The sequence below is a fragment of the Nitratireductor sp. genome (genome assembly GCF_017794765.1).
Lineage (GTDB): Bacteria > Pseudomonadota > Alphaproteobacteria > Rhizobiales > Rhizobiaceae > Nitratireductor.
This window is the reverse complement of sequence record NZ_CP051236.1, coordinates 2,589,977-2,610,055: the sequence shown is the minus strand read 5'-3', so window position 1 is coordinate 2,610,055 and position 20,079 is coordinate 2,589,977. Positions and strand designations below refer to the sequence as shown.

At 59.8% G+C, this 20,079-nt stretch carries 15 protein-coding genes and 1 tRNA gene; 11 read left to right on the top strand and 5 right to left on the bottom strand.

All coding sequences use genetic code 11. The features are described from left to right. The first annotated feature begins 66 nt into the window (after window positions 1-66). From glpK to HF949_RS12320, 6 genes are all read left to right on the top strand, one after another. Entirely contained in the window at window positions 67-1,560 is a 1,494-nt protein-coding gene (gene glpK / locus HF949_RS12345) for a glycerol kinase GlpK (protein WP_292895695.1), read from the top strand. Window positions 1,561-1,691: 131 nt separating this feature from the next. Continuing rightward, a tRNA-Lys gene (locus HF949_RS12340) sits at window positions 1,692-1,767 on the top strand. A 171-nt stretch (window positions 1,768-1,938) separates the two neighbouring features. Further along, complete coding sequence (locus HF949_RS12335) at window positions 1,939-2,697, top strand: cytochrome c biogenesis CcdA family protein (RefSeq protein WP_404933051.1); 759 nt, start codon at window positions 1,939-1,941, stop codon at window positions 2,695-2,697. A 72-nt stretch (window positions 2,698-2,769) separates the two neighbouring features. Next, a complete protein-coding gene (gene glmU, locus HF949_RS12330) occupies window positions 2,770-4,131 on the top strand; it encodes a bifunctional UDP-N-acetylglucosamine diphosphorylase/glucosamine-1-phosphate N-acetyltransferase GlmU (RefSeq protein ID WP_292895691.1) in 1,362 nt (453 codons plus the stop codon). Between the two features lie 137 nt (window positions 4,132-4,268). After that, window positions 4,269-6,092 carry a glutamine--fructose-6-phosphate transaminase (isomerizing) gene (glmS, locus tag HF949_RS12325; RefSeq protein WP_292895689.1) on the top strand — a complete coding sequence of 608 codons (1,824 nt, stop codon included), beginning with the start codon at window positions 4,269-4,271 and terminating at the stop codon, window positions 6,090-6,092. Window positions 6,093-6,213: 121 nt separating this feature from the next. Then, complete coding sequence (locus tag HF949_RS12320; protein WP_292900160.1) at window positions 6,214-6,918, top strand: DUF502 domain-containing protein; 705 nt, start codon at window positions 6,214-6,216, stop codon at window positions 6,916-6,918. On the opposite strand, the gene recG is transcribed toward HF949_RS12320, so the two are convergent. Further along, the gene (gene recG, locus HF949_RS12315) at window positions 6,870-8,978 is read right to left on the bottom strand and encodes an ATP-dependent DNA helicase RecG (protein ID WP_292895687.1); all 2,109 of its coding nucleotides are present in this window, start codon (window positions 8,976-8,978) and stop codon (window positions 6,870-6,872) included. The two genes, HF949_RS12320 and recG, sit on opposite strands and share 49 nt — an antisense overlap. A gap of 107 nt (window positions 8,979-9,085) precedes the next feature. Between recG and HF949_RS12310 the strand changes: the two genes are divergently transcribed. After that, window positions 9,086-9,364 carry a succinate dehydrogenase assembly factor 2 gene (locus tag HF949_RS12310; protein ID WP_292895685.1) on the top strand — a complete coding sequence of 93 codons (279 nt, stop codon included), beginning with the start codon at window positions 9,086-9,088 and terminating at the stop codon, window positions 9,362-9,364. Window positions 9,365-9,376: 12 nt separating this feature from the next. Continuing rightward, on the top strand, window positions 9,377-12,880 hold the full coding sequence (gene mfd / locus HF949_RS12305) for a transcription-repair coupling factor (protein ID WP_292895683.1): 3,504 nt from the start codon (window positions 9,377-9,379) through the stop codon (window positions 12,878-12,880). Window positions 12,881-12,910: 30 nt separating this feature from the next. Here the strand turns inward: mfd and HF949_RS12300 are convergent, their stop codons facing one another. After that, window positions 12,911-13,588 (bottom strand): DsbA family oxidoreductase, encoded by a 678-nt coding sequence (locus HF949_RS12300; protein WP_292895681.1) that lies wholly within the window; start codon window positions 13,586-13,588, stop codon window positions 12,911-12,913. A 10-nt stretch (window positions 13,589-13,598) separates the two neighbouring features. Continuing rightward, window positions 13,599-15,431: an extracellular solute-binding protein gene (locus HF949_RS12295; RefSeq protein WP_441338407.1), complete on the bottom strand. Its 1,833-nt coding sequence runs from the start codon at window positions 15,429-15,431 to the stop codon at window positions 13,599-13,601. Window positions 15,432-15,705: 274 nt separating this feature from the next. Between HF949_RS12295 and HF949_RS12290 the strand changes: the two genes are divergently transcribed. Further along, window positions 15,706-16,332 (top strand): invasion associated locus B family protein, encoded by a 627-nt coding sequence (locus HF949_RS12290; RefSeq protein ID WP_292895679.1) that lies wholly within the window; start codon window positions 15,706-15,708, stop codon window positions 16,330-16,332. A gap of 74 nt (window positions 16,333-16,406) precedes the next feature. Here the strand turns inward: HF949_RS12290 and hspQ are convergent, their stop codons facing one another. Then, window positions 16,407-16,739 carry a heat shock protein HspQ gene (hspQ, locus tag HF949_RS12285; RefSeq protein ID WP_007009885.1) on the bottom strand — a complete coding sequence of 111 codons (333 nt, stop codon included), beginning with the start codon at window positions 16,737-16,739 and terminating at the stop codon, window positions 16,407-16,409. Between the two features lie 163 nt (window positions 16,740-16,902). On the opposite strand from hspQ, the gene HF949_RS12280 reads away from it, so the two are divergent. Continuing rightward, window positions 16,903-17,865, top strand: a complete 963-nt coding sequence (locus HF949_RS12280) for an AEC family transporter (protein WP_292895674.1) — start codon at window positions 16,903-16,905, stop codon at window positions 17,863-17,865. On the opposite strand, the gene HF949_RS12275 is transcribed toward HF949_RS12280, so the two are convergent. Then, a complete protein-coding gene (locus HF949_RS12275; RefSeq protein ID WP_292895672.1) occupies window positions 17,828-19,057 on the bottom strand; it encodes a UbiH/UbiF family hydroxylase in 1,230 nt (409 codons plus the stop codon). The genes HF949_RS12280 and HF949_RS12275 overlap by 38 nt on opposite strands. Before the next feature lie 115 nt (window positions 19,058-19,172). Here HF949_RS12275 and HF949_RS12270 point away from each other — a divergent pair, with 115 nt between their 5' ends. Beyond that, window positions 19,173-20,063 (top strand): DUF2182 domain-containing protein, encoded by an 891-nt coding sequence (locus HF949_RS12270; RefSeq protein ID WP_292895670.1) that lies wholly within the window; start codon window positions 19,173-19,175, stop codon window positions 20,061-20,063. Window positions 20,064-20,079: the final 16 nt, after the last annotated feature.

The window sequence follows — 20,079 nt, the reverse complement described above, 5'->3', positions numbered from 1 at the left end:
TGGACGGGGAGCCGGCACGCCCGGCTCCCCGTTTGCCAAAGAGCTTCAGACCGATCCGGAGGACCAATGAGCGGTTTTGTATTGGCGATAGACCAGGGCACGACATCCAGCCGGGCAATCGTGTTTGATGCTTCAATGAAGCCGGTGGCGACCGGGCAGAAGGAATTTCAGCAGCACTACCCGAATTCTGGCTGGGTGGAGCACGATCCCGAAGACATCTGGAAGGGTGTTGTGTCGACCGCGCGCAGCGCCCTGCGCAAGGCGAAGCTGGAAGCGTCTGATGTGGCAGCCATCGGGATCACCAATCAGCGCGAAACCATCGTTGTGTGGGACCGCGAAACCGGCAAGCCGATCCACAACGCCATTGTCTGGCAGGACCGTCGCACGGCCCCCATGTGCGAAAAGCTGAAGGCGGATGATCTGGAGAAAACCTTCACGCAAAAAACCGGCCTGCTTCTCGATCCCTATTTTTCCGGAACCAAACTCGCCTGGATCCTTGATGAGGTTGAGGGGGCGCGTGAACGGGCGGAAAAGGGCGAACTCCTTGCCGGCACCATCGACACGTTTCTGATCTGGCGGCTGACGGGCGGCAGGGCGCATGTCACGGACGCCACGAATGCCTCGCGCACGCTTTTGTTCAACATCGAGACCAATGCCTGGGATGACGAACTCCTGAAAATTTTGCGTGTGCCGAAGGCACTCTTGCCCGAGGTGAAGGACAGTGCGGACAATTTTGGCGTCACCGAGAAGAAGCTATTCGGCGCGGCGATACCGATTCTCGGCGTTGCCGGCGACCAGCAGGCAGCCGTCATCGGTCAGGCCTGTTTCGAGCCTGGCATGCTCAAGGCAACCTATGGCACCGGTTGCTTTGCCGTGCTCAACACCGGGCAGACGATGGTGTCCTCCAAAAACCGTCTCCTCACCACCATTGCATACCGGTTGAATGGCGAGACGACCTACGCGCTTGAAGGCTCGATCTTTGTTGCCGGTGCTGCCGTCCAGTGGCTGCGCGACGGGTTGAAGATCATCGGCAAGGCTGCCGATTCGGGCGCTCTGGCCGCCAAAGCAGACCGTACGCAGCAGCTTTATCTCGTTCCTGCCTTTGTCGGGCTTGGGGCCCCGCACTGGGATGCGGAAGCGCGCGGGGCGATCTACGGCCTGACACGCAATTCGGGCCCGGCTGAATTCGCACGCGCAACGCTCGAATCGGTCGCATACCAGACACGCGACCTGCTCGATGCCATGCGCAAGGACTGGCAGGACGGGGCGAGCGATACGGTGCTGCGGGTCGATGGCGGCATGGTTGCCAGCGACTGGATGCTGCAATTCCTGGCCGACATGCTGGACGCTCCGGTCGACAGGCCGACTCAACTCGAAACCACGGCTCTGGGTGCTGCATGGCTTGCGGGATCGCGGGCCGGTGTCTGGCCTGGCGCCCGGGAATTCGCTGCCGGCTGGAAGCTTGACCGTCAGTTCTGCCCGCAGATGGATGCTGCCGAACGCGAGAACAGGCTGAAGGGCTGGCGTGATGCGGTGCGCAGGACGCTTAGCACGACGTGAATCCCTTGTGGACAGGGCGCTTTGACACGGGAACAAAAAAGTCGGGCGAAAGACGCTTTTTTCCGGTTGACCGCAGATAAGCCCCTCTCTATGTTCCGCCGCAATTTCCGGGGTTCCTTCGAACCCGGCGGGAGCGCGTAGCTCAGTTGGTAGAGCAACTGACTTTTAATCAGTAGGTCCAGGGTTCGAGCCCCTGCGCGCTCACCAAAAAATTTCACTATCCAGATTGAAAGTATCATTCCGCACCCCGATGTGATGCAGGGCATCCATCGCGACGGTATGCCACGCAAAGGTGATTGGCGTGTGTGAGTGCGTCTGCTTATAGGGGGGTACGCATTCAAAGACGCGCGGGTTAGCGCTTTCAGTTTGAGACGAAGCATGGCGATTGATGTCGGATATTTAAGCGCGGCGGGTGCTGGAGCACTGTCATTTCTTTCACCCTGCGTGTTGCCGCTCGTCCCGCCTTATCTGTGCTACATGGCCGGCGTTTCGGTTGAGCAGTTCCAGGGTGAGGGGGCTGGCAAGGCCAGTCCTTCCTCCACGAACACCACGCGCTTTGCGCTCTTCTCCGCATCTCTTTCATTCGTGCTTGGCTTCACCACGGTCTTTGTGCTTTTGGGGGCCGGCGCGTCTACCATTGGCGCCGTCCTGCGGACATGGCAGCAGGAACTCGCCATCGTAGCGGGCATCGTCATTATCATCATGGGGCTCAATTTCCTTGGTGTGTTGCGCATTCCGTTCCTGTCGCGCGAGGCGCGCATACAGGCGGGCGGAAAACCGGCTACCAAAATCGGCGCTTATGTGATGGGGCTGGCCTTCGCATTCGGATGGACGCCGTGCATCGGTCCGGTGCTCGGCCCGATCCTGACACTGGCTGGTGGGCGCGAAACCGTGGCCGATGGCGCATTGCTTCTGGCGGTCTACTCACTGGGCCTTGGTGTGCCCTTTCTTCTCGCAGCGCTGTTCTCAGGAAGCTTCATGCGATTCCTTTCCCGCTTCCGCATGCATCTGGGGCGTGTGGAGAAGGTGATGGGTGGTTTGCTTGTGCTGGCCGGTGTTCTTTTCTTAACCGGCGGCATGCAATCCATGGCCTTCTGGCTTCTTGAAACCTTTCCAGCGCTTGGTAAACTCGGCTGAGAGTGGATTGGTGCCGTAAGGGCAGGATGCTAAGAAAAGACGAATCGTCAAAAGCATTACGGGCATCAATCCATGAGCGAACGCACCTGCCTTTCGGTTATTCTCGCAGCGGGCGAGGGCACGCGCATGAAAAGCGCCACGCCAAAAGTGCTGCACAGAATTGCCGGGCTGGAGATGCTAGGCCATGTGACCCGGGCGCTCGATGCAGCGGGTGCCGGCGACAAGGCGCTGGTTGTGGGGCATGGCGCCGAGGCGGTGACACGTGCAGCCGAAGGCTTTGCTCCCGGTGCCGAGACATTCGTTCAATCGGAGCGGCTGGGCACTGGTCACGCAGTGCTGGCGGCACGCGCTGCGATTGCCCGCGGTTACGACGATGTTCTCGTCACCTTTGGCGATACACCGCTTATCTCGCTAGAGGCTCTTGAGGCGCTGCGCGCGGGGCTTTCGGATGGTGTAGACGTTGTCGTCATGGGATTTCGCACCGAGCAGCCCACCGGCTATGGGCGGCTGATCGAAGATGGCGAGGCATTGATTGCAATCCGCGAAGAGAAGGACTGTACCGACGAGGAGCGTTGCATCACCTTCTGCAATGGCGGTGCAATGGGGATTGCAGGAAACCAGGCACTCAAACTTCTAGAGGCCATTGGTAACGACAACGCCAAGGGCGAATATTACCTGACGGACATCGTCGAGATCGCAACCGCGCAAGGATTGACGGTGCGCGCGATCGAGGCCGACTATGAAAGCGCGCTCGGCATCAACAATCGCGCCGAACTTGCTGCAGCAGAAGCAATCTGGCAACAGCGTCGCCGCAACGCGGTGATGCTTGACGGTGTGACCCTGATCGCACCCGAAACCGTCTATTTTTCGCATGACACCGTCATCGGTCGCGACACGGTCATCGAGCCGAATGTTTTCTTCGGTCCTGGTGTGACGATCGGAGAGAACGTCACCCTCAAAGCCAATTCTCATCTTGAGGAAGCCCGTGTCGATACGGGCGCCTCTATTGGCCCCTTCGCGCGCTTGCGTCCGGGAGCCGAGATCATGGATGGCGCGAAGGTTGGCAATTTCGTCGAGATCAAGAAAGCGCGCGTGGAACCGGGTGCCAAGATCCCGCATCTGTCCTATGTGGGTGATGCGCGCGTGGGGGCGAAGGCCAATCTGGGTGCAGGCACCATCACCTGCAATTATGACGGTTTCTCAAAACATTTCACCGATATTGAACCTGGGGCGTTCGTCGGGACCAATTCATCTCTGGTTGCACCGGTCACTATCGGTGCGGGCGCCTATGTGGCGTCGGGCAGCGTGATCACAGAGTCCGTGCCCGCCGACGCGCTGGCTTTTGGCCGTGCCCGACAGTCCAACCGGGAGGGGCTGGGAAAGCGTCTGCGCGACCGGTTGGCGGGGCTCAAGGCGCGTCGCTCAAAGACATGAGGCAGGGGCATCGCAAAGCAGCCTTTCTGGCTTGATACGAAGTGAAAGACTTGTTGATTTTCATCCTCTTCTTCCGCGTCCTAGAAGAACTGCGTGAATCGGGGATCGACCGTTTGGTGGGAGGCTGAGACAGCCATATGTGTGGAATTGTGGGCATTGTCGGGCAGACGCCGGTGGCGCCGCTCATCGTCGACGCGCTGAAGCGACTTGAGTATCGCGGATATGATTCCGCCGGCGTCGCAACCCTTGATAATGGCAGGCTCGATCGACGCCGCGCCGAGGGCAAGCTGGTGAACCTCGAGAAGAGGCTGGGGGAGGATCCCCTTGGGGGCCTGATTGGCATCGGCCACACGCGCTGGGCAACCCATGGCGTTCCCAACGAGACCAACGCGCATCCGCATTTCGCCGGCGACGTGGCCGTCGTTCACAATGGGATCATCGAAAATTTCGCGGAATTGCGCGACGAGTTGAAAGCCGATGGTGTCTCGTTTTCTTCGCAGACCGATACGGAGGTCGTTGCACATCTCGTTGCGAGCGAACTGAAAAACGGATCTGTGCCGCAGGACGCGGCCTTCGCGGCGCTGAAGCGTCTGCGCGGTGCCTTTGCCCTGGCGATCATGTTCCGCGGTGACGAAGACATGATTGTCGGCGCTCGCAATGGTCCCCCGCTTGCGGTCGGCCACGGCGAGGGGGAGATGTATCTTGGTTCCGATGCCATCGCGCTTGCGCCTTTCACAAACACCATCACCTACCTGGAGGATGGCGACTGGGTGGTCGTGCGCCGTGGGGGCATGGAGATCTTTGGCATGGATGGCCAGCCGGTCGAACGCGCGCGTCAGCAGTCCGTCGGCACCAGCCTTCTCGTCGACAAGGGCAATCACCGGCATTTCATGGAAAAGGAAATCCATGAACAGCCGGAAGTCATTTCCCACACGCTCGCCCATTATCTCAACTTCGCCGAGGGGGGAGTGGCGGAATTCGATCTGCCCTTCGACTTTGCGAAGATCGAGCGTCTGGCGATTTCAGCCTGCGGCACGGCCTACCTGGCCGGATTGATCGGCAAGTACTGGCTGGAGCGCTATGCACGTCTGCCGGTCGATATCGACATTGCCTCCGAGTTCCGCTATCGCGAAATGCCGCTGCCGAAGAACAGCGCGGCACTCTTCATCTCGCAATCCGGCGAGACGGCCGATACGCTTGCTTCGCTGCGCTATTGCCGGGGAGAGGGCATTCCGATCTCGGCTATCGTCAATGTGCGGGAATCGACCATAGCGCGTGAAAGCGACGGCATTTTCCCGACGCTCGCCGGCCCGGAAATCGGCGTTGCCTCCACCAAGGCATTTACCTGTCAGCTCAGCGTTCTTGCAGCGTTGACGCTCAGGGCAGCCAGGGCGCGCGGCACAATCACCGCAGACGAAGAAAAGACGCTTGTGCGCCAGCTTTCCGAAGCACCGCGGTTTGCGTCGCAGGCGCTCAAGCTGAGCGCGAGCATCGAGAAAGTCGCGCGCGAGCTCTCACATGTGCGTCATGTGCTTTATCTCGGCCGCGACACAAATTACCCGCTGGCGCTGGAAGGTGCGCTGAAGCTCAAGGAAATCTCCTACATTCACGCCGAGGGTTACGCAGCCGGCGAATTGAAGCATGGCCCGATCGCGCTGATCGACGAACAGATGCCGGTGATCGTGATCGCTCCACATGATCGTATTTTCGAGAAAACCGTTTCCAACATGCAGGAGGTCGCCGCGCGCGGTGGTCGCATCATTCTGATCACGGATGAGAAAGGCGCGAAAAACGCAACGCTCGATGCTCTGGAAACAGTGGTTTTGCCGGATGTTCCTGAGTTCGTCGCGCCGATCGTCTACGCATTGCCGATCCAGATGCTGGCCTACCACACGGCCGTCATCATGGGGACGGATGTGGACCAGCCCCGCAATCTGGCAAAATCCGTTACGGTCGAATAGCAGGCAAGGGGCTGTCATACAGCGGCCCGAATTCCTATTCTATTGTTCAGCCTGGTGGCGTAATGTCCACCGGGCTGTTCTTCCTTAATCCATCACATTCGAGGCCCGTTTCCGCATCATGATGACTCGCCTGCGCAACTACTTTCTCACGGGCTTCATAGTCACCGCGCCCCTGGCGATTACCGCCTATCTCGCCTGGTCGATGATCGGCTGGGTGGATTCCTGGGTCAAACCCTATATTCCCTTCCGCTATAACCCTGACAATTATCTGCCATTTGCGGTTCCGGGTTTCGGGTTGATTGTCGCTCTCGTCCTGATCACGCTGATCGGGTTTCTTACAGCGAATTTCATTGGGCGCACAATCATCGCCACCGGCGAGAAAATCCTGGGGCGCATGCCCCTGGTGCGCAGTGTTTACCGCGGTCTGAAGCAAATCCTTGAAACCGTGCTTTCGGAAAGATCGGACACTTTCAAGAAAGTCGGCCTCATTGAATACCCCCGGAAGGGGCTTTGGGCGCTTGTCTTCATCGCCACCGAAACGCGAGGCGAGGTCCAGGCGAAGATCGATGACGATATGGGACAGACAATCGCAGTCTTCCTGCCCACGACACCCAACCCGACCTCCGGTTACCTTTTATTCGTGCCAAAGAAGGATGTGATTGAGCTGAAAATGACGGTGGAGGAGGGGGCCAAGCTTGTCATTTCGGCTGGTCTTGTGGCACCGGAATATCAGGCAAAGACAGAGACGCTTGCCGCCGAGGCGAAGGCGAAAGCCGCTCAGCCCGCCCGCAGCAAGCGAATCGCCTCGTCGCGTCCGAACAAATAAAGGAGAAGCCTCAGCGCTTCGCCACGTGGGGATTGGAGATCCGGATCGCGTGACAGGATTAACCGCGCATCGTCGCGGGCGGCCTGCAAAAGGTCCACATGGGCCTCGATCCGGGCGACGCGAAATCCCGGCGTCCCTGACTGCTTCGTCCCCAGAAGATCGCCTTCACCGCGCAATTTGAGATCTTCTTCCGCAATGAGGAAACCGTCTTCCGTTTCCCGCATTACTTCGAGCCTGCGGGTTGCTGTCTCCCCGAGCGGCCCCTTGTAGACGAGAACGCAGGAGGAGGCGAGCGCACCGCGCCCCACACGTCCGCGCAACTGATGCAGTTGCGCCAGACCGAACCGTTCGGCGTGTTCGACCACGATGATCGTCGCGTCGGGCACATCCACGCCCACCTCAACCACGGTGGTGCCGACAAGAATGCGTGTCCGCCCGTCCTTGAAGGCACGCATTGCATCATCTTTGTCGCTGGCTTTCATACGTCCGTGAATGAGACCGACCCTGTCTCCGAACACCTTCTGCAGCGAAGCGTGACGGTCCTCTGCAGACATCAGTTCAAGTTCTTCGGATTCCTCCACGAGCGGGCAGATCCAGTATACCTTCTGGCCTTCTGAGAGCGCTCTTCTGATCCGGTCCACCAATTGCGGAAGACGCTCTACCGGCAGTGTGACGGTTCGGATCGGCTGTCTGCCGGCGGGCTTTTCTGTCAGGCGGGAAACATCCATGTCACCGAAAGCGGAGAGCACGAGTGTCCGGGGGATCGGAGTAGCCGTCATGACAAGCATGTCGGGTGCATTACCCTTGGCCGTCATGGCCAGACGCTGATGCACGCCAAAGCGATGCTGCTCGTCGACGACGGCGAGCGCGAGATCCCTGAATTGTACTGTTTCCTGAAAAAGCGCATGCGTGCCGATCACGAAATCGACCGCTCCGGACGCGATCTCTTCCAGAATGCGCTGGCGCTCCCGTCCCTTTTCACGTCCAGTCAGGATTGCAACGCTCAGGCCAGCGGCCTCTGCCAGGGGCGTGATGGTCGCTGCATGCTGGCGGGCAAGAATTTCGGTCGGTGCCATGAGAGCCGACTGCCCGCCCGCCTCGGCAGCGCGGGCCATGGCGAGGAGTGCCACAACGGTTTTGCCTGCACCCACATCCCCCTGCAGCAGGCGCACCATGCGCTCATCGCTGGCCAGATCCCTGAGGATGTCGCGTACAGCGTCTTCCTGCGCGGCCGTCAGCGAATAGGGCAATGCTCGGCGGATGCTTGTTTCAAAACGCCCGTCGCCATTCAGTGGTCGGCCGGAAAGGCGTTTCACCTTTGCACGCACCAGCGCGAGCGAAAGCTGCCCTGCGAGAAATTCATCATAGGCGATACGCCGCCAGGCGGAACTTTCGGGCTGAACGTCCTCCAGTGCCTGCGGATGGTGAAGCGTTTTCAGCGCATCATTGAACGACGGCATCCGGTTTCGTGACAGAAAGCTCTCATCCTGCCACTCGGGTAGATCTGGCAGACGTTCCAGCGCTTGTGTGATGGCCCGGCGCAATACTTTTGCCGAAAGACCGGCGGTCAGCGGATACACCGGTTCCAGCATTGGCAACGTGTGAGCGTCAGCCTTCGGAACGACGAAATCGGGGTGCACCATGGACGCGCGGCCGTTGAACCATTCCATCCGACCGCTCACCAAAACCTTTTCGCCTTCCGGAAGTATTTTCTCGATCCACGGCGTCCGCGCATGGAAGAAGGTGAGGGCGATCTCTCCCGTTTCGTCGAAGGCGAAGACCCGATAGGGCACATTCCTGCGTCCGGGGGGAGAGGGGTGATGCCGCCCCACCGTCAGATCCAGCGTGACGATCGCTCCCTCCTGCGCATTGGCAATGCCAGGGCGATTGCGCCGGTCGATGAGCGAGTGCGGCAGCACGAAGAGCAGGTCGCCGACGCGAAGTTCACGCCCGGCCGCATCGCCGGGGGCGATGTTTGCCAGAAGATCGGCGAGTTTCGCGCCAACGCCATCGAGCGCAGTCACGGGAGCAAAAAGGGGATCGAGCAGTGTAGGACGCATACTGTCATGATTAAGGGTCAAATTCGCCGACGCAAGGCTGACAGACGCTCATGCACACGCTATATCCGCCCGGGCGACCGACCGCTGCAGAGCATGAAAGCGAAACCATGACAGGCACCACCCGTTCCAGCCACGATCTCGACCCGCGCCGCCGACGTGCGCTCGTGCGCTCCTGGCGCCGTGGCATGCGCGAGATGGACCTCGTTCTGGGTGGGTTTGCAGATGCCGAAATCGACCGGCTCAGCGACGATGAAATGGATCAGTTCGAAGCCATTTTGAACGTGCCGGATACCAATCTCTTCAAGTGGGTCACGGGTGAACTTCCGGTGCCGCCAGAATATGACACGCCGTTGTGGGGCCGCATCATCGCATCGCAGGGACGCTGAGGCAGGACGTCGATGAAACTCATCAAAGCTTTGAAACTGCCGCGTGCGGGTGCTGGCGCTGTTACCGTCGACGGCGTTGCGGACGGGTTTGAAGCATTCGCCCTGGCCGCCGCTGCGCGTGAGGTGGCGCCTGACGGGCCGATCATCTTCGTCCTGCGTGACGGGCAGCGTCTGCCATCGCTCGTCGATACGCTCCGCTTCGTGGAACCCGGTCTGCCGGTCCTTGATCTTCCGGCGTGGGACTGCCTGCCCTATGACCGGGTGTCGCCCGGCGCCGATGCCGCAGCGCGCAGGCTCGCCGCGATGGGAGCGATGGCGGAGCTACGCAAAAATCCACACCGTGCGGCAGTGATTGTCAGCGCCAATGCGCTGTTGCAGCGCATGCCACCTGCAGACCAGATCGGAGCACAGGGCTTTTGTGCCCGGCCGGGCAATCAGGTCGACATGACGGCGCTGACGGCGCGGCTTGAAACAAGTGGTTTCGAACGCGTTTCCACCGTGCGCGATGTGGGGGAGTATGCGGTGCGCGGCGGCATTCTCGATCTCTTTGCGCCCGGATGGGAAGAAGCGCTGCGCCTCGATTTCTTCGGCGATACGCTCGAATCGATCCGCGCATTCGACATCGCCACCCAGCGCACCACCGGCCAGCGCAAGGAAGTCTCGCTTCAGGCCATGAGCGAGATCACGCTTTCTCCTGAGGTCATAAGCCGGTTTCGCCGCAACTATATCGAGACCTTCGGCGCTCCCTCGCGCGATGACGCGCTTTACAGCGCAGTCAGCGAGGGGCGGCGTTTTGCCGGAATGGAGCACTGGCTGCCACTGTTCCACGAGCGGCTTGACAGCGTGCTCGACTATTTGCCCGAAGCGCCCATCGTGTTCGACCATCTTGCTGAAGAGGCGCTTGGCGAACGGCATGCGCTGATTGTCGATCACTATGAGGCCCGCCGTACGCAGATGGAAGGCACGGAGCTCGGTGGCGCCGTGCCTTACAAGCCGGTTCCGCCCGAGACGCTCTATCTCGATCCGAACGAAATAAATGCGGCTGCAGCCGAAAGGCGCGTGATTCACTTTACGCCCTTTGCAACGCCAGAGACCAGCAAGGCGCGCATCTACCATGCGGGCGCAGAGGCCGGGCGCAGTTTTGCCGAGGAGCGCGCCGACCCCAAAGCTAATGTGTTCGATCACGCGGTCAAGCATATCGGAGCGCTCCGCGCCAATGGCAAGCGTGTGATGATTGCGGGATGGAGCGAAGGCTCTGCCGAACGGCTGTCACAGATCCTTGCCGAACACAATCTCGGCAATGTCGCTCGCATCGACACACTGGCAGAACTGGAAAAACTTGCGCCTGAAACGGCAGGTATCGGCGTTCTGCCGCTGGAGGCTGGCTTTGAAACGGCTGACCTTGCCATCATTGGTGAACAGGACATTCTGGGCGACCGACTGGTGCGTCGCGCCAAAAAACGCAAAAAAGCCTCGGATTTCATCTCTGAGGTGGCCGCACTTTCGGCCGGCGACATCGTCGTTCATGCCGACCACGGCATTGGCCGTTTCATCGGTCTCAAGACCATTGAGGCGATGGGCGCGCCGCATGACTGCCTTGAGCTGCGCTATGCCGGTGATGACCGGCTGTTCCTGCCGGTCGAGAATATCGAGCTTCTGTCCCGCTACGGCTCCGATGGGCCTGACACCATGCTCGACAAGCTTGGCGGTGTGGCCTGGCAGTCGCGCAAGGCCAAGCTGAAGAAAAAGCTTCTGGAGATGGCGGGGCATCTTATCCGCATCGCCGCTGAGCGCGAGATGCGTCCCGGAGTCAGGCTTTCTCCGCCAGAAGGGCTTTATGGCGAATTTGCCGCGCGCTTTCCCTATGAGGAAACGGATGATCAGCAGGCGGCCATTGACGCCGTGATCGACGATCTGGGGTCGGGTCGTCCCATGGACCGCCTGATCTGCGGCGATGTGGGTTTCGGCAAGACGGAAGTTGCGCTGCGCGCTGCCTTTGTCGCTGCGATGGAGGGGCTGCAGGTGGCTGTGGTGGTGCCAACGACACTGCTCGCCCGCCAGCATTTCAAGACGTTCCGCGACCGTTTTGCCGGCCTTCCGCTGCGCGTCCGGCAGGCATCGCGCCTAGTCGGCACGAAGGAGCTTTCAGAAACCAAGAAAGGCATTGCCGACGGTACGGTCGACATCGTGGTGGGCACTCATGCACTTCTGGGTAGTTCTGTTTCGTTCAAGAATCTCGGTCTTCTTATCATCGATGAAGAGCAGCACTTCGGCGTGAGGCACAAGGAGCGGCTGAAGGAGCTGAAATCCGATATTCACGTGCTCACACTGTCAGCAACGCCGATACCGCGCACCCTGCAATTGGCGTTGACGGGCGTGCGAGAGCTGTCGCTCATTACTACGGCGCCCGTGGATCGCATGGCAGTGCGCAGCTTTATCTCACCAGTCGATCCGCTCGTCATCCGCGAGACGCTTCTGCGCGAGCGTTATCGCGGCGGGCAGAGCTTTTACGTCGTTCCGCGCATTTCGGACCTGGCGGAGGTGCGCGCGTTCCTTGAAGAACATGTGCCGGAACTGAAAGTGGCCACGGCCCACGGGCAATTACCGCCCGGCGAACTCGATGACATCATGAACGCCTTCTATGACGGGCAATATGATGTTCTCCTGTCCACCACAATCGTGGAATCTGGCCTCGATATCCCGACAGCGAACACGCTGATTGTGCACCGCGCTGATATCTTCGGCCTTTCGCAGCTCTATCAGTTGCGTGGGCGCGTGGGGCGCTCCAAGGTGAGGGCCTATGCGCTCTTTACCCTGCCACCCAACCGGACGCTCACATCAACCGCTGAACGGCGGCTCAAGGTGCTCCAGTCGCTCGATACGCTTGGCGCGGGCTTCCAGCTTGCAAGCCACGATCTCGACATTCGCGGCGCCGGTAATATTTTGGGCGAAGAACAGTCCGGTCACGTCAAGGAAGTTGGCTACGAACTTTACCAGCAAATGCTGGAAGAAGCGGTTGCCGAACTGAAGGGATCGGACGAGGCGGTCGATACCGGCTGGTCGCCGCAGATCACGGTCGGCACTGCCGTCATGATTCCGGAATCATATGTTTCAGACCTGCAGTTGCGGCTCGGCCTCTACCGCCGCATCGCAGAGTTGGAATCGCCCGAAGAGATTGATGCCTTCGGTGCGGAACTCATTGACCGTTTCGGCCCGCTGCCTCAGGAGGTGGAACACCTCTTGAAGATCGTTTTCATCAAGGCTCTGTGCCGCAAGGCCAATGTGGAAAAGCTCGATGCCGGCCCCAAGGGAGCTGTGGTGCATTTCCGCAATCAGGAATTTCCCGAGCCGGTGGGGCTCGTACGCTTCATTGGCGAACAGGGTACGCTGGCAAAAATCCGGCCCGACCAGAGCATCGTTTTCATTCGCGACTGGCCGACGCCTGAAAAACGTCTTGCAGGTTCCGCCGTTATCATGACGCAGCTTGTGCGGCTGACCGAGAAAAAGGCAGCCTGAGGGAAAGCTCTGCTTTATGACGGACTTGTCTTAGTCCTGGCCTTCGCCGAGAGTGCCGTCGGCCTTGGCCTGGGCGACCTGCCGGATGGCATCGGCAAGTGTGGCCGATTCCTGTGCCCCGACCACCGCGTAGCGGCCTTCAAGGAGGAAGCAGGGTACTCCGGTCACTCCCATCTGCTGAGCCGTGGCGATCTCCTGTTCCACCTCTGCCTTGTCAGCATCGGTTGCCAACAGCGTTTCGACCACGGCAGCATCCATGCCCGCATCCCGTGCAGCCTGGACGAGCACGGCGGAGCCTCCGATATCCGCGCCTTCTTCGAAATAGAGCGCGAAAAGACGTCCAACCAGCAAATCCTGAACACCCGGTTCGGCGGTCGCAGCCCATCGGATCACCCGATGTGCGTTGAGCGTGTTCGGAGAGATCTCAATGGCTTCGAAATTGAAATCTATCCCTTCCGCCGCCCCGACAGTGCTGAGTTGCTCATGCATCTGACGGATGCGTTCTTCGTCCCCGAATTTTCCCGTCAGATATGCCTGACGGCTCTTGCCTCCCGAAGGTATGGTGGGGTCGAGTTGAAAGGGCCGCCAACGGATATCGACAGCCAGTTCGGGCACGACTTCCAGCGCTTTCTGCAGGCGCGCGCGCCCCACATAGCACCATGGGCAAACAACGTCGGATACGACATCGATGGTTACGGGAAGAGACATGGTCTTTGCCTTAATCTGCGTCTGGTTTGTGCCACCAGGTCTGCAGTTTGTATCCGTAGAGTGGTGTTTTTTCCGGGTGTGCCAGATCGTTCCAGTAAGCCACCCACTCGTCGCTGTCGTGCTGCATCGGCACGACATAGGCACCCGACATCAAAAGCCGGTCGAGCGCGCGTACGGCTGCAGCGTAATCGTCCATGTTGCGCGCGTTCAGCATCGCGTCGATCATGGCGTCGATTGCCGGGTCGGCAGCGCCCGACAGGTTGAAACTGCCCTCGGCCTCTGCGGCGGAAGATCCCCAGCGGTTGATCTGCTCGATGCCGGGTGACAGCGAACCGGAAAAGCCTACCGATGCAATGATCACATCGAAATCATAGCGCTGTTTGCGTTGCTGCGCCTGTGAATCGTCAAGCAGTCGGATCGATACACCGATGCCGATCTTCCTCAGTGCGCGCTGGAAAACGGCGGCCAGTTTCTCACCTTCCTCGGACGTGACGAGGATTTCGAAGGTAAGGGCCTCGCCCTCGGCATTCACCAGAGCGTTGCCTTCGAGACTGTATCCGGCCTCCTTCAGCATTTTCAGCGCTTCACGCATTTCATTGCGTCCGATCGGATCGCCGCCCATCTCGGCCTTCCCATAGGTGCCGTCCATAACCTCGGGCGTCACCCGGTCGGCATAGGGTTCAAGAAGGGTGCGCTCGCGCTCATCCGCGGGTCTCCCAAGCGCCGAAAGGTGAGAGCCCTGCCAGTAGCTTAGCGTACGTTCGTATTCGCCACGCAACACGTTCGTGTTGACCCAGCCGAAATCGTAGAGTTTGGACAGGGCACGGCGCACCTTCGGGTCGGAAAATTTCTCGCGTCTGGTGTTGAAGAAAAATCCCGTGACTGCCGGCGGCACGCCATTGGTAAAGGTTTCGCTGACAACCTTGCCCTCGCGCGCGGCCGGAAAGTCGATGCCGTGCTGGCGGCGGACCGGATCGGACTCGGCATAGACCGAACAAATCCCCTTCTTGAACGCCTCAATCATCGAATTGGCGTTCAGGAAATATTCGATCGTGACCTTGTCGAAATTGTCGAAGCCCCGTTTTGACGGGATGTTTTCACCCCAATAATCCGGGTTCCGGGTAAAAACGATGCGGCGGCCGGGTTCGACTTCCGAGATGCGATAGGCGCCGCTGCCAATGACCGGTTTCAGCGTCGTCTGATCGAAGGTTTCGATGTCGAAGGCATGAGCCGGAATGATCGGCGTCATCGCGATGATCAGCGGAAACTCTCGATCCGCCTTGTCGTTGAAGGTGAAGCGTACGCTGTGGTCGCCTGTTTTCTCGATCTTTTCGATCTTGGCCATCCGGCTGGAATAGGGTGGCCGCCCTTTTTCCGTGTAGGCTTCATAGGTGAAGATCACATCCTCGGGCGTGACGGGCTCGCCATCGGACCAACTGGCATCCGGATTCAGGTTGAACTCCGCATAGCTGCGGGATTCGTCCATCTCCACGCTTTCGGCGAGAAGCCCATAGAGAGAGAAGGGCTCGTCAGCCGAGCGCATCATGAGCGGTTCGAACACCAGATTGCCAAAAATCGTGTCGATCACGCCCCGCGCCGTGGTGCGCATGCTTTTCAGGATGAACGGATTCAGATTGTCGAACGATCCGACCACACAATAGGTGACGTCTCCGCCTTTTGGCGCATCGGGATTGACGTAGGTGAAATGTTTGAAATCAGCCGGCAGTTCCGGTGTTCCGTGCATGGCGACGCCGTGCATCGGTTCAGCTTGCGCCAGGGCGACACCGGATGCGATCAGGCTGGCAGAAATTGTGAAACGAAGGATTTTGAGGGCTGCAAACATCGACGCACCTTTGGCGGGGAACTCAAGTGGATCCATGCGGATTCATGATTCGCCGGGGAGCGTAACACACCGCGTGCGTTTTCCGGGGCATCCGGCGGATCGTGTGATGTTTGCCGCACCTTGTCACAAAGTCCAGCGAAATGCTTTGACGGGCTGGATTCGTACCGCATGGCGGTGTAACACGCGGCCAAGGGTCATGCTGTCGCCGCATTTTAACAACAGGTGACGCATGGATCGATATTCTGGCGCTGTGCATTTAGAGGAACTGAGCCATATGAAAAGCCTGAACGCGAAAGCAATCCGCACCCTGTTCGCCCTTGCCGGCGCCGCCTGTGTGGCCGCAAGCGGAGTTGGTGTCGCCGCCGCGCAACAGCAGCAGCCGCCGCAGGGCTGGTTCAAGGCCTGCACCAAACAGGAAGACGTGGATATCTGCAACGTGCAGAATGTTCTCGTGGCAGAAACCGGCCAGATGATCACCGGCGTCAGCCTCATCGAGGTGAAGGGCAAGGTAAACCGCAAGGTTTTCCAGATCACCGTGCCGACCGGTCGCATGGTGCCTCCCGGCATCGGCCTGCAGATCGACGGTGGCCAGACGCAAAAGATCGACTATGCCATCTGCCTGCCGGATCGCTGCATTGCGGAAGCACCGCTGACCGATCAGCTCGTCGCCTCCTTCAAGCGCGGCTCGGAACTGACGCTCACATCCGTCAACTTCCAGAACCAGCCCAACCCGATCAAGATGACGCTCTCCGGCTTCACCAATGCCTATGACGGTGACCCGCTGCCGCAGTCCGACATCGAGGATCGCCAGAAGAAGCTTCAGGACTTCGTCAACAAGAACAACGAAGAATTTACCGAGAAGCTGCGCGAAGCGCAGGAGAAGGCGAAGAAGGCTGAATAATTTTCATTCTCCTTCGGAATCTCTAAAAAAACAGGGCCTTCGCGGCCCTGTTTTCATATGCGCTTCAAAAAAAGTCAGTGATGCATGCGCTCGCGGGGCTCGTAGTGGCCGTCACCGGTTTCCACGAAGAATTCCGCCAGTTGCGGGTGGCGGACAGGCACGCCGGATTCATCGGGCATCAGATTCTGCTCCGAAACATAGGCCACATACTCCGTCTCCTCGTTCTCGGCGAGAAGATGGTAGAAGGGCTGATCCTTGCGTGGACGCACTTCCTCGGGGATCGCCTGATACCAGGCTTCGGTGTTGTTGAATTCCGGGTCGACATCGAAAATCACGCCACGGAAGTCGAACACCCGGTGGCGGACGACCTGGCCAATGCGAAATTTTGCAGTTCCAATAGTTTGCATAATGTACCTCTGGCTTCCTATGTGGCGCAGCAGCGGTGACAATTCAATCCCGCAGTCTTGACGGACAGGGCGCTTGCGGGCTAGCCGGCACGCATGGGCGATGCGTTTTCCCGCCGTTTTCGCGGATCGGTGAACCGGGCGGTGGCCCAAACAGGGATGGGCCATGACCAGTGTCGCAGGACTTGTTCTGCCGTTTTTCGGACTGATTTTCATCGGTTACGCCGTTGCCCGGCTGAAACCGCATCCGGCCGATGCGCTCGGCTGGATGAACACCTTCGTTATTTATGTGGCGCTCCCGGCGCTGTTTTTCCAGCTTCTTGCCAAAACACCCATCGAGCGCCTGACGGAGTGGGGCTATATTCTCGGTGCGGTGGCCTCGACCTATATTGTCTTCGGCATCATGTTCGCAGGCTCACTGCTGATCAGCCGCAGTTCGATCGCCGAAAGCACCATCAAGGGGCTTGCCGCCAGCTACGGCAATATCGGCTATATGGGGCCTGGCCTGGCGCTGCTTGCCTTCGGGGAAGAGGCGGCGGTTCCCGTCGCGCTGATCTTCTGTTTCGAGAACATGATCCACTTTGCGGTAGCCCCCATGATGATGGCGATCTCGGGCGGTAACCGTGAGAAACCGGGCCGGCTCGCTCTCGAAGTGGTGCGCAAGATCGTGCTGCACCCGTTCATCGTCGCGACTGCGGCGGGGGTAGCGGCGGCGGCTCTCCATTTCGTGCCTCCGTTGCCGGTCGAGCGTCTGCTTGCTTATCTCGCTTCCGCGGCGGCGCCGTGCGCGCTGTTCGCCATGGGGGTCAGCCTTGCGCTCCGGCCGCTAAAGCGTGTGCCGCACGAGGTGGGCGCCATTGTCGGTCTCAAGCTCGTTCTCCACCCGGCGATCTGCTACCTCATGCTGAGCTGGATCGGCGATTTCTCGGAAAGCTGGGTGTTTTCAGCCGTGCTTTTGGCTTCGCTCCCCACAGCCACCAACGTCTTCGTCATCAGCCAGCAATACGGTGTGTGGATGGAGCGCGCATCGGCGAGCGTGCTCATCACCACGCTTGTTTCGGTGGGGACTGTCACCGCATTGCTTTACGCCATCACGAACGGGATTCTGCCACCGGATCTTTTCCCCTGAACGGAAGGAGTGCGGAAAAACCGCTGCCGGGCCGCATGCCTTCGCGCATGAAGAGGGCCCGCAGCGGCGGAATGCTTCCAATGATAGAAAGGCCTGCGCTACGGGCAATCTGTGCCGGCAGAAATCCCGACAGAAGCGAAGCGTTCAGCAGATTGACAGAGTTGCTGCGAGCCAGAACGTCCGGACGCCGTGCAGCATGATAGCGGCTTAACGCACCGGCGGTGCCTGGATCGTCGGGAAACGCGTTGGCCATTGCAACGAGATCCTCCACGTCCCGAATACCAAGATTGAGCCCCTGTGCCGAAATGGGCGGGAACACATGAGCGGCTTCGCCGACGAGCGCGACCCGGTTCTGCCCGAAACGCGACGGCATCAGCGTGCTCAGCGGATAGATCTGGCGCCCAGGCTCCACGGCGACGCGACCCAGCATCGATGAAAACCGCTCCTCGATCCGGAGCGACAATTCCTCGTCGCCGAGGCTGTTCATCCGTTCCGCGTCCTCGGGACGAAGCACCCAGACAAGGCTGGACCGCATTCCGGGAAGGGGAACCTGCGTGCATGGGCCGCTCGTTGTGTGAAGCTCCGTTGAAACGAAGCCGTGCTGACGGGCATGTTCGAAGTTCAGCACGAGGGCGGCCTGCGGCAAGGCGCGTGTCTTTGCAGAAATAGCGGCAGCCTCGCGCGCCGGCGAGCTGCGCCCGTCAGCCGCGACGACTAGTTTTGCTGCGAGTTGCACACCGTTGGCAAGCCTGGCAATCACGTGGTCGCTTTCGCACGCCCATGTTTCAACAAGGCTTTCGTGCCATTCAATCGATGGTGAGGCCTTCGCCGTCTTTGAAAGCTCTTCCGTCAGGCGCGCATTTGGGATGTTCAAGCCAAAAAAATCTTCGCCGATCTCTCCGGCGTGAAACGTCACGGTGGGGCTGCGCACCAGACGCCCCGTAGCGTCCACAAGCCTCATGGCGCGCAGCGGTGCGGTCTCCGGCAAGAGTCCGTCAAGGACGCCGAGCGGCCCGATCGCATCAAGTGACGGGCGCATCAGCGCAACGGTTCTCCGGTCGCGCCCCTCAGGGAGGGGGCCCACCAGCGTCACGGCGTGGCCGTGATGTGCCAGCATCAAGGCGGCGATCAGGCCGGCTGGCCCTGTTCCAGCGACGATAATTTTGCGCTCTTGATCGCCCACTGCTTCCATCCAGTTCAGTTTCTGTCTTGATCGCCAGGATCGTTTCCTGTCTTTGTCATGATGGGGCGGTTCGGTGCAAGCTTCAACGCGGCGAAAGAACCCAGTCAGTTTCATGAGGGCCGACATGAGCAGCGAGCATGAGGACCTGACCGCTCTGACCGGTTCCCGGCGCACGGTCTACCGCACCGCGCGTCACGCATATCCGCTCTCGCTTGCCGCACTCCTTGTAGCCTTAGCAACTGCTTGGGTTGCACTTGCGCTGATGGGAATGCGGCTGGCGGTGGCTGACCCACGGGCGGCGGGGCCGGGTGCCGGCTGGCTCCAGCTCTTTCCAGATTTGGTACTGCCATCCTCCTTCGAGGCATTTCTGGCCCTTTGCCTTGTCCCGGTGGGCGCCGGCGGCGGTTGGATGGCCTTCCTAGTGTTGACGTTCATGTGGTTTCTCATGGCGTTTTCCATGATGCTGCCGTCGGCAGGTCCGCTGCTGCGCACCTATTGCGAGATCGCTGACACTGCGGCCCGCAAGGGCGAGCGTGTAGTGCACCCATTTGTGCTCGTGGCTGGTTACCTCTCCGTATGGCTTGCCGCGTCACTCGGTTTCGCCACTACGGCGCTCGTCGTTTCCTGGTTGTTGCCCGGCGGTTCAGCACTCTCTCCATGGGGCGGTCTTGCTGGTGCTATCGTTCTTGCAGTTGCCGGGCTTTATCAGTTTTCTGACCTCAAGGAGGCCTGCCTCGTCAAGTGTCGCAATCCTTTCGCCACTCTGTTCGGGCGCTGGAGTATGCGGCCGGCATCGATCTATCGTCTCGGGCTCGAGCAGGGCGCATGGTGCCTTGGCTGCTGCTGGGCGCTGATGCTGGTCATGTTTGCCGTTGGCCTTATGAATGTGTTCTGGATGGCGCTTCTGGGTGTATTCACCATGGTGGAAAAATCTGGTCATAGTCGTGTTTTCACACGCGTTTCAGGCGGGCTCCTGCTTGTGTGGGCGCTCGCGCTTCTTGTAATCTCATTCTAGAAGAGGGGCAGACGCC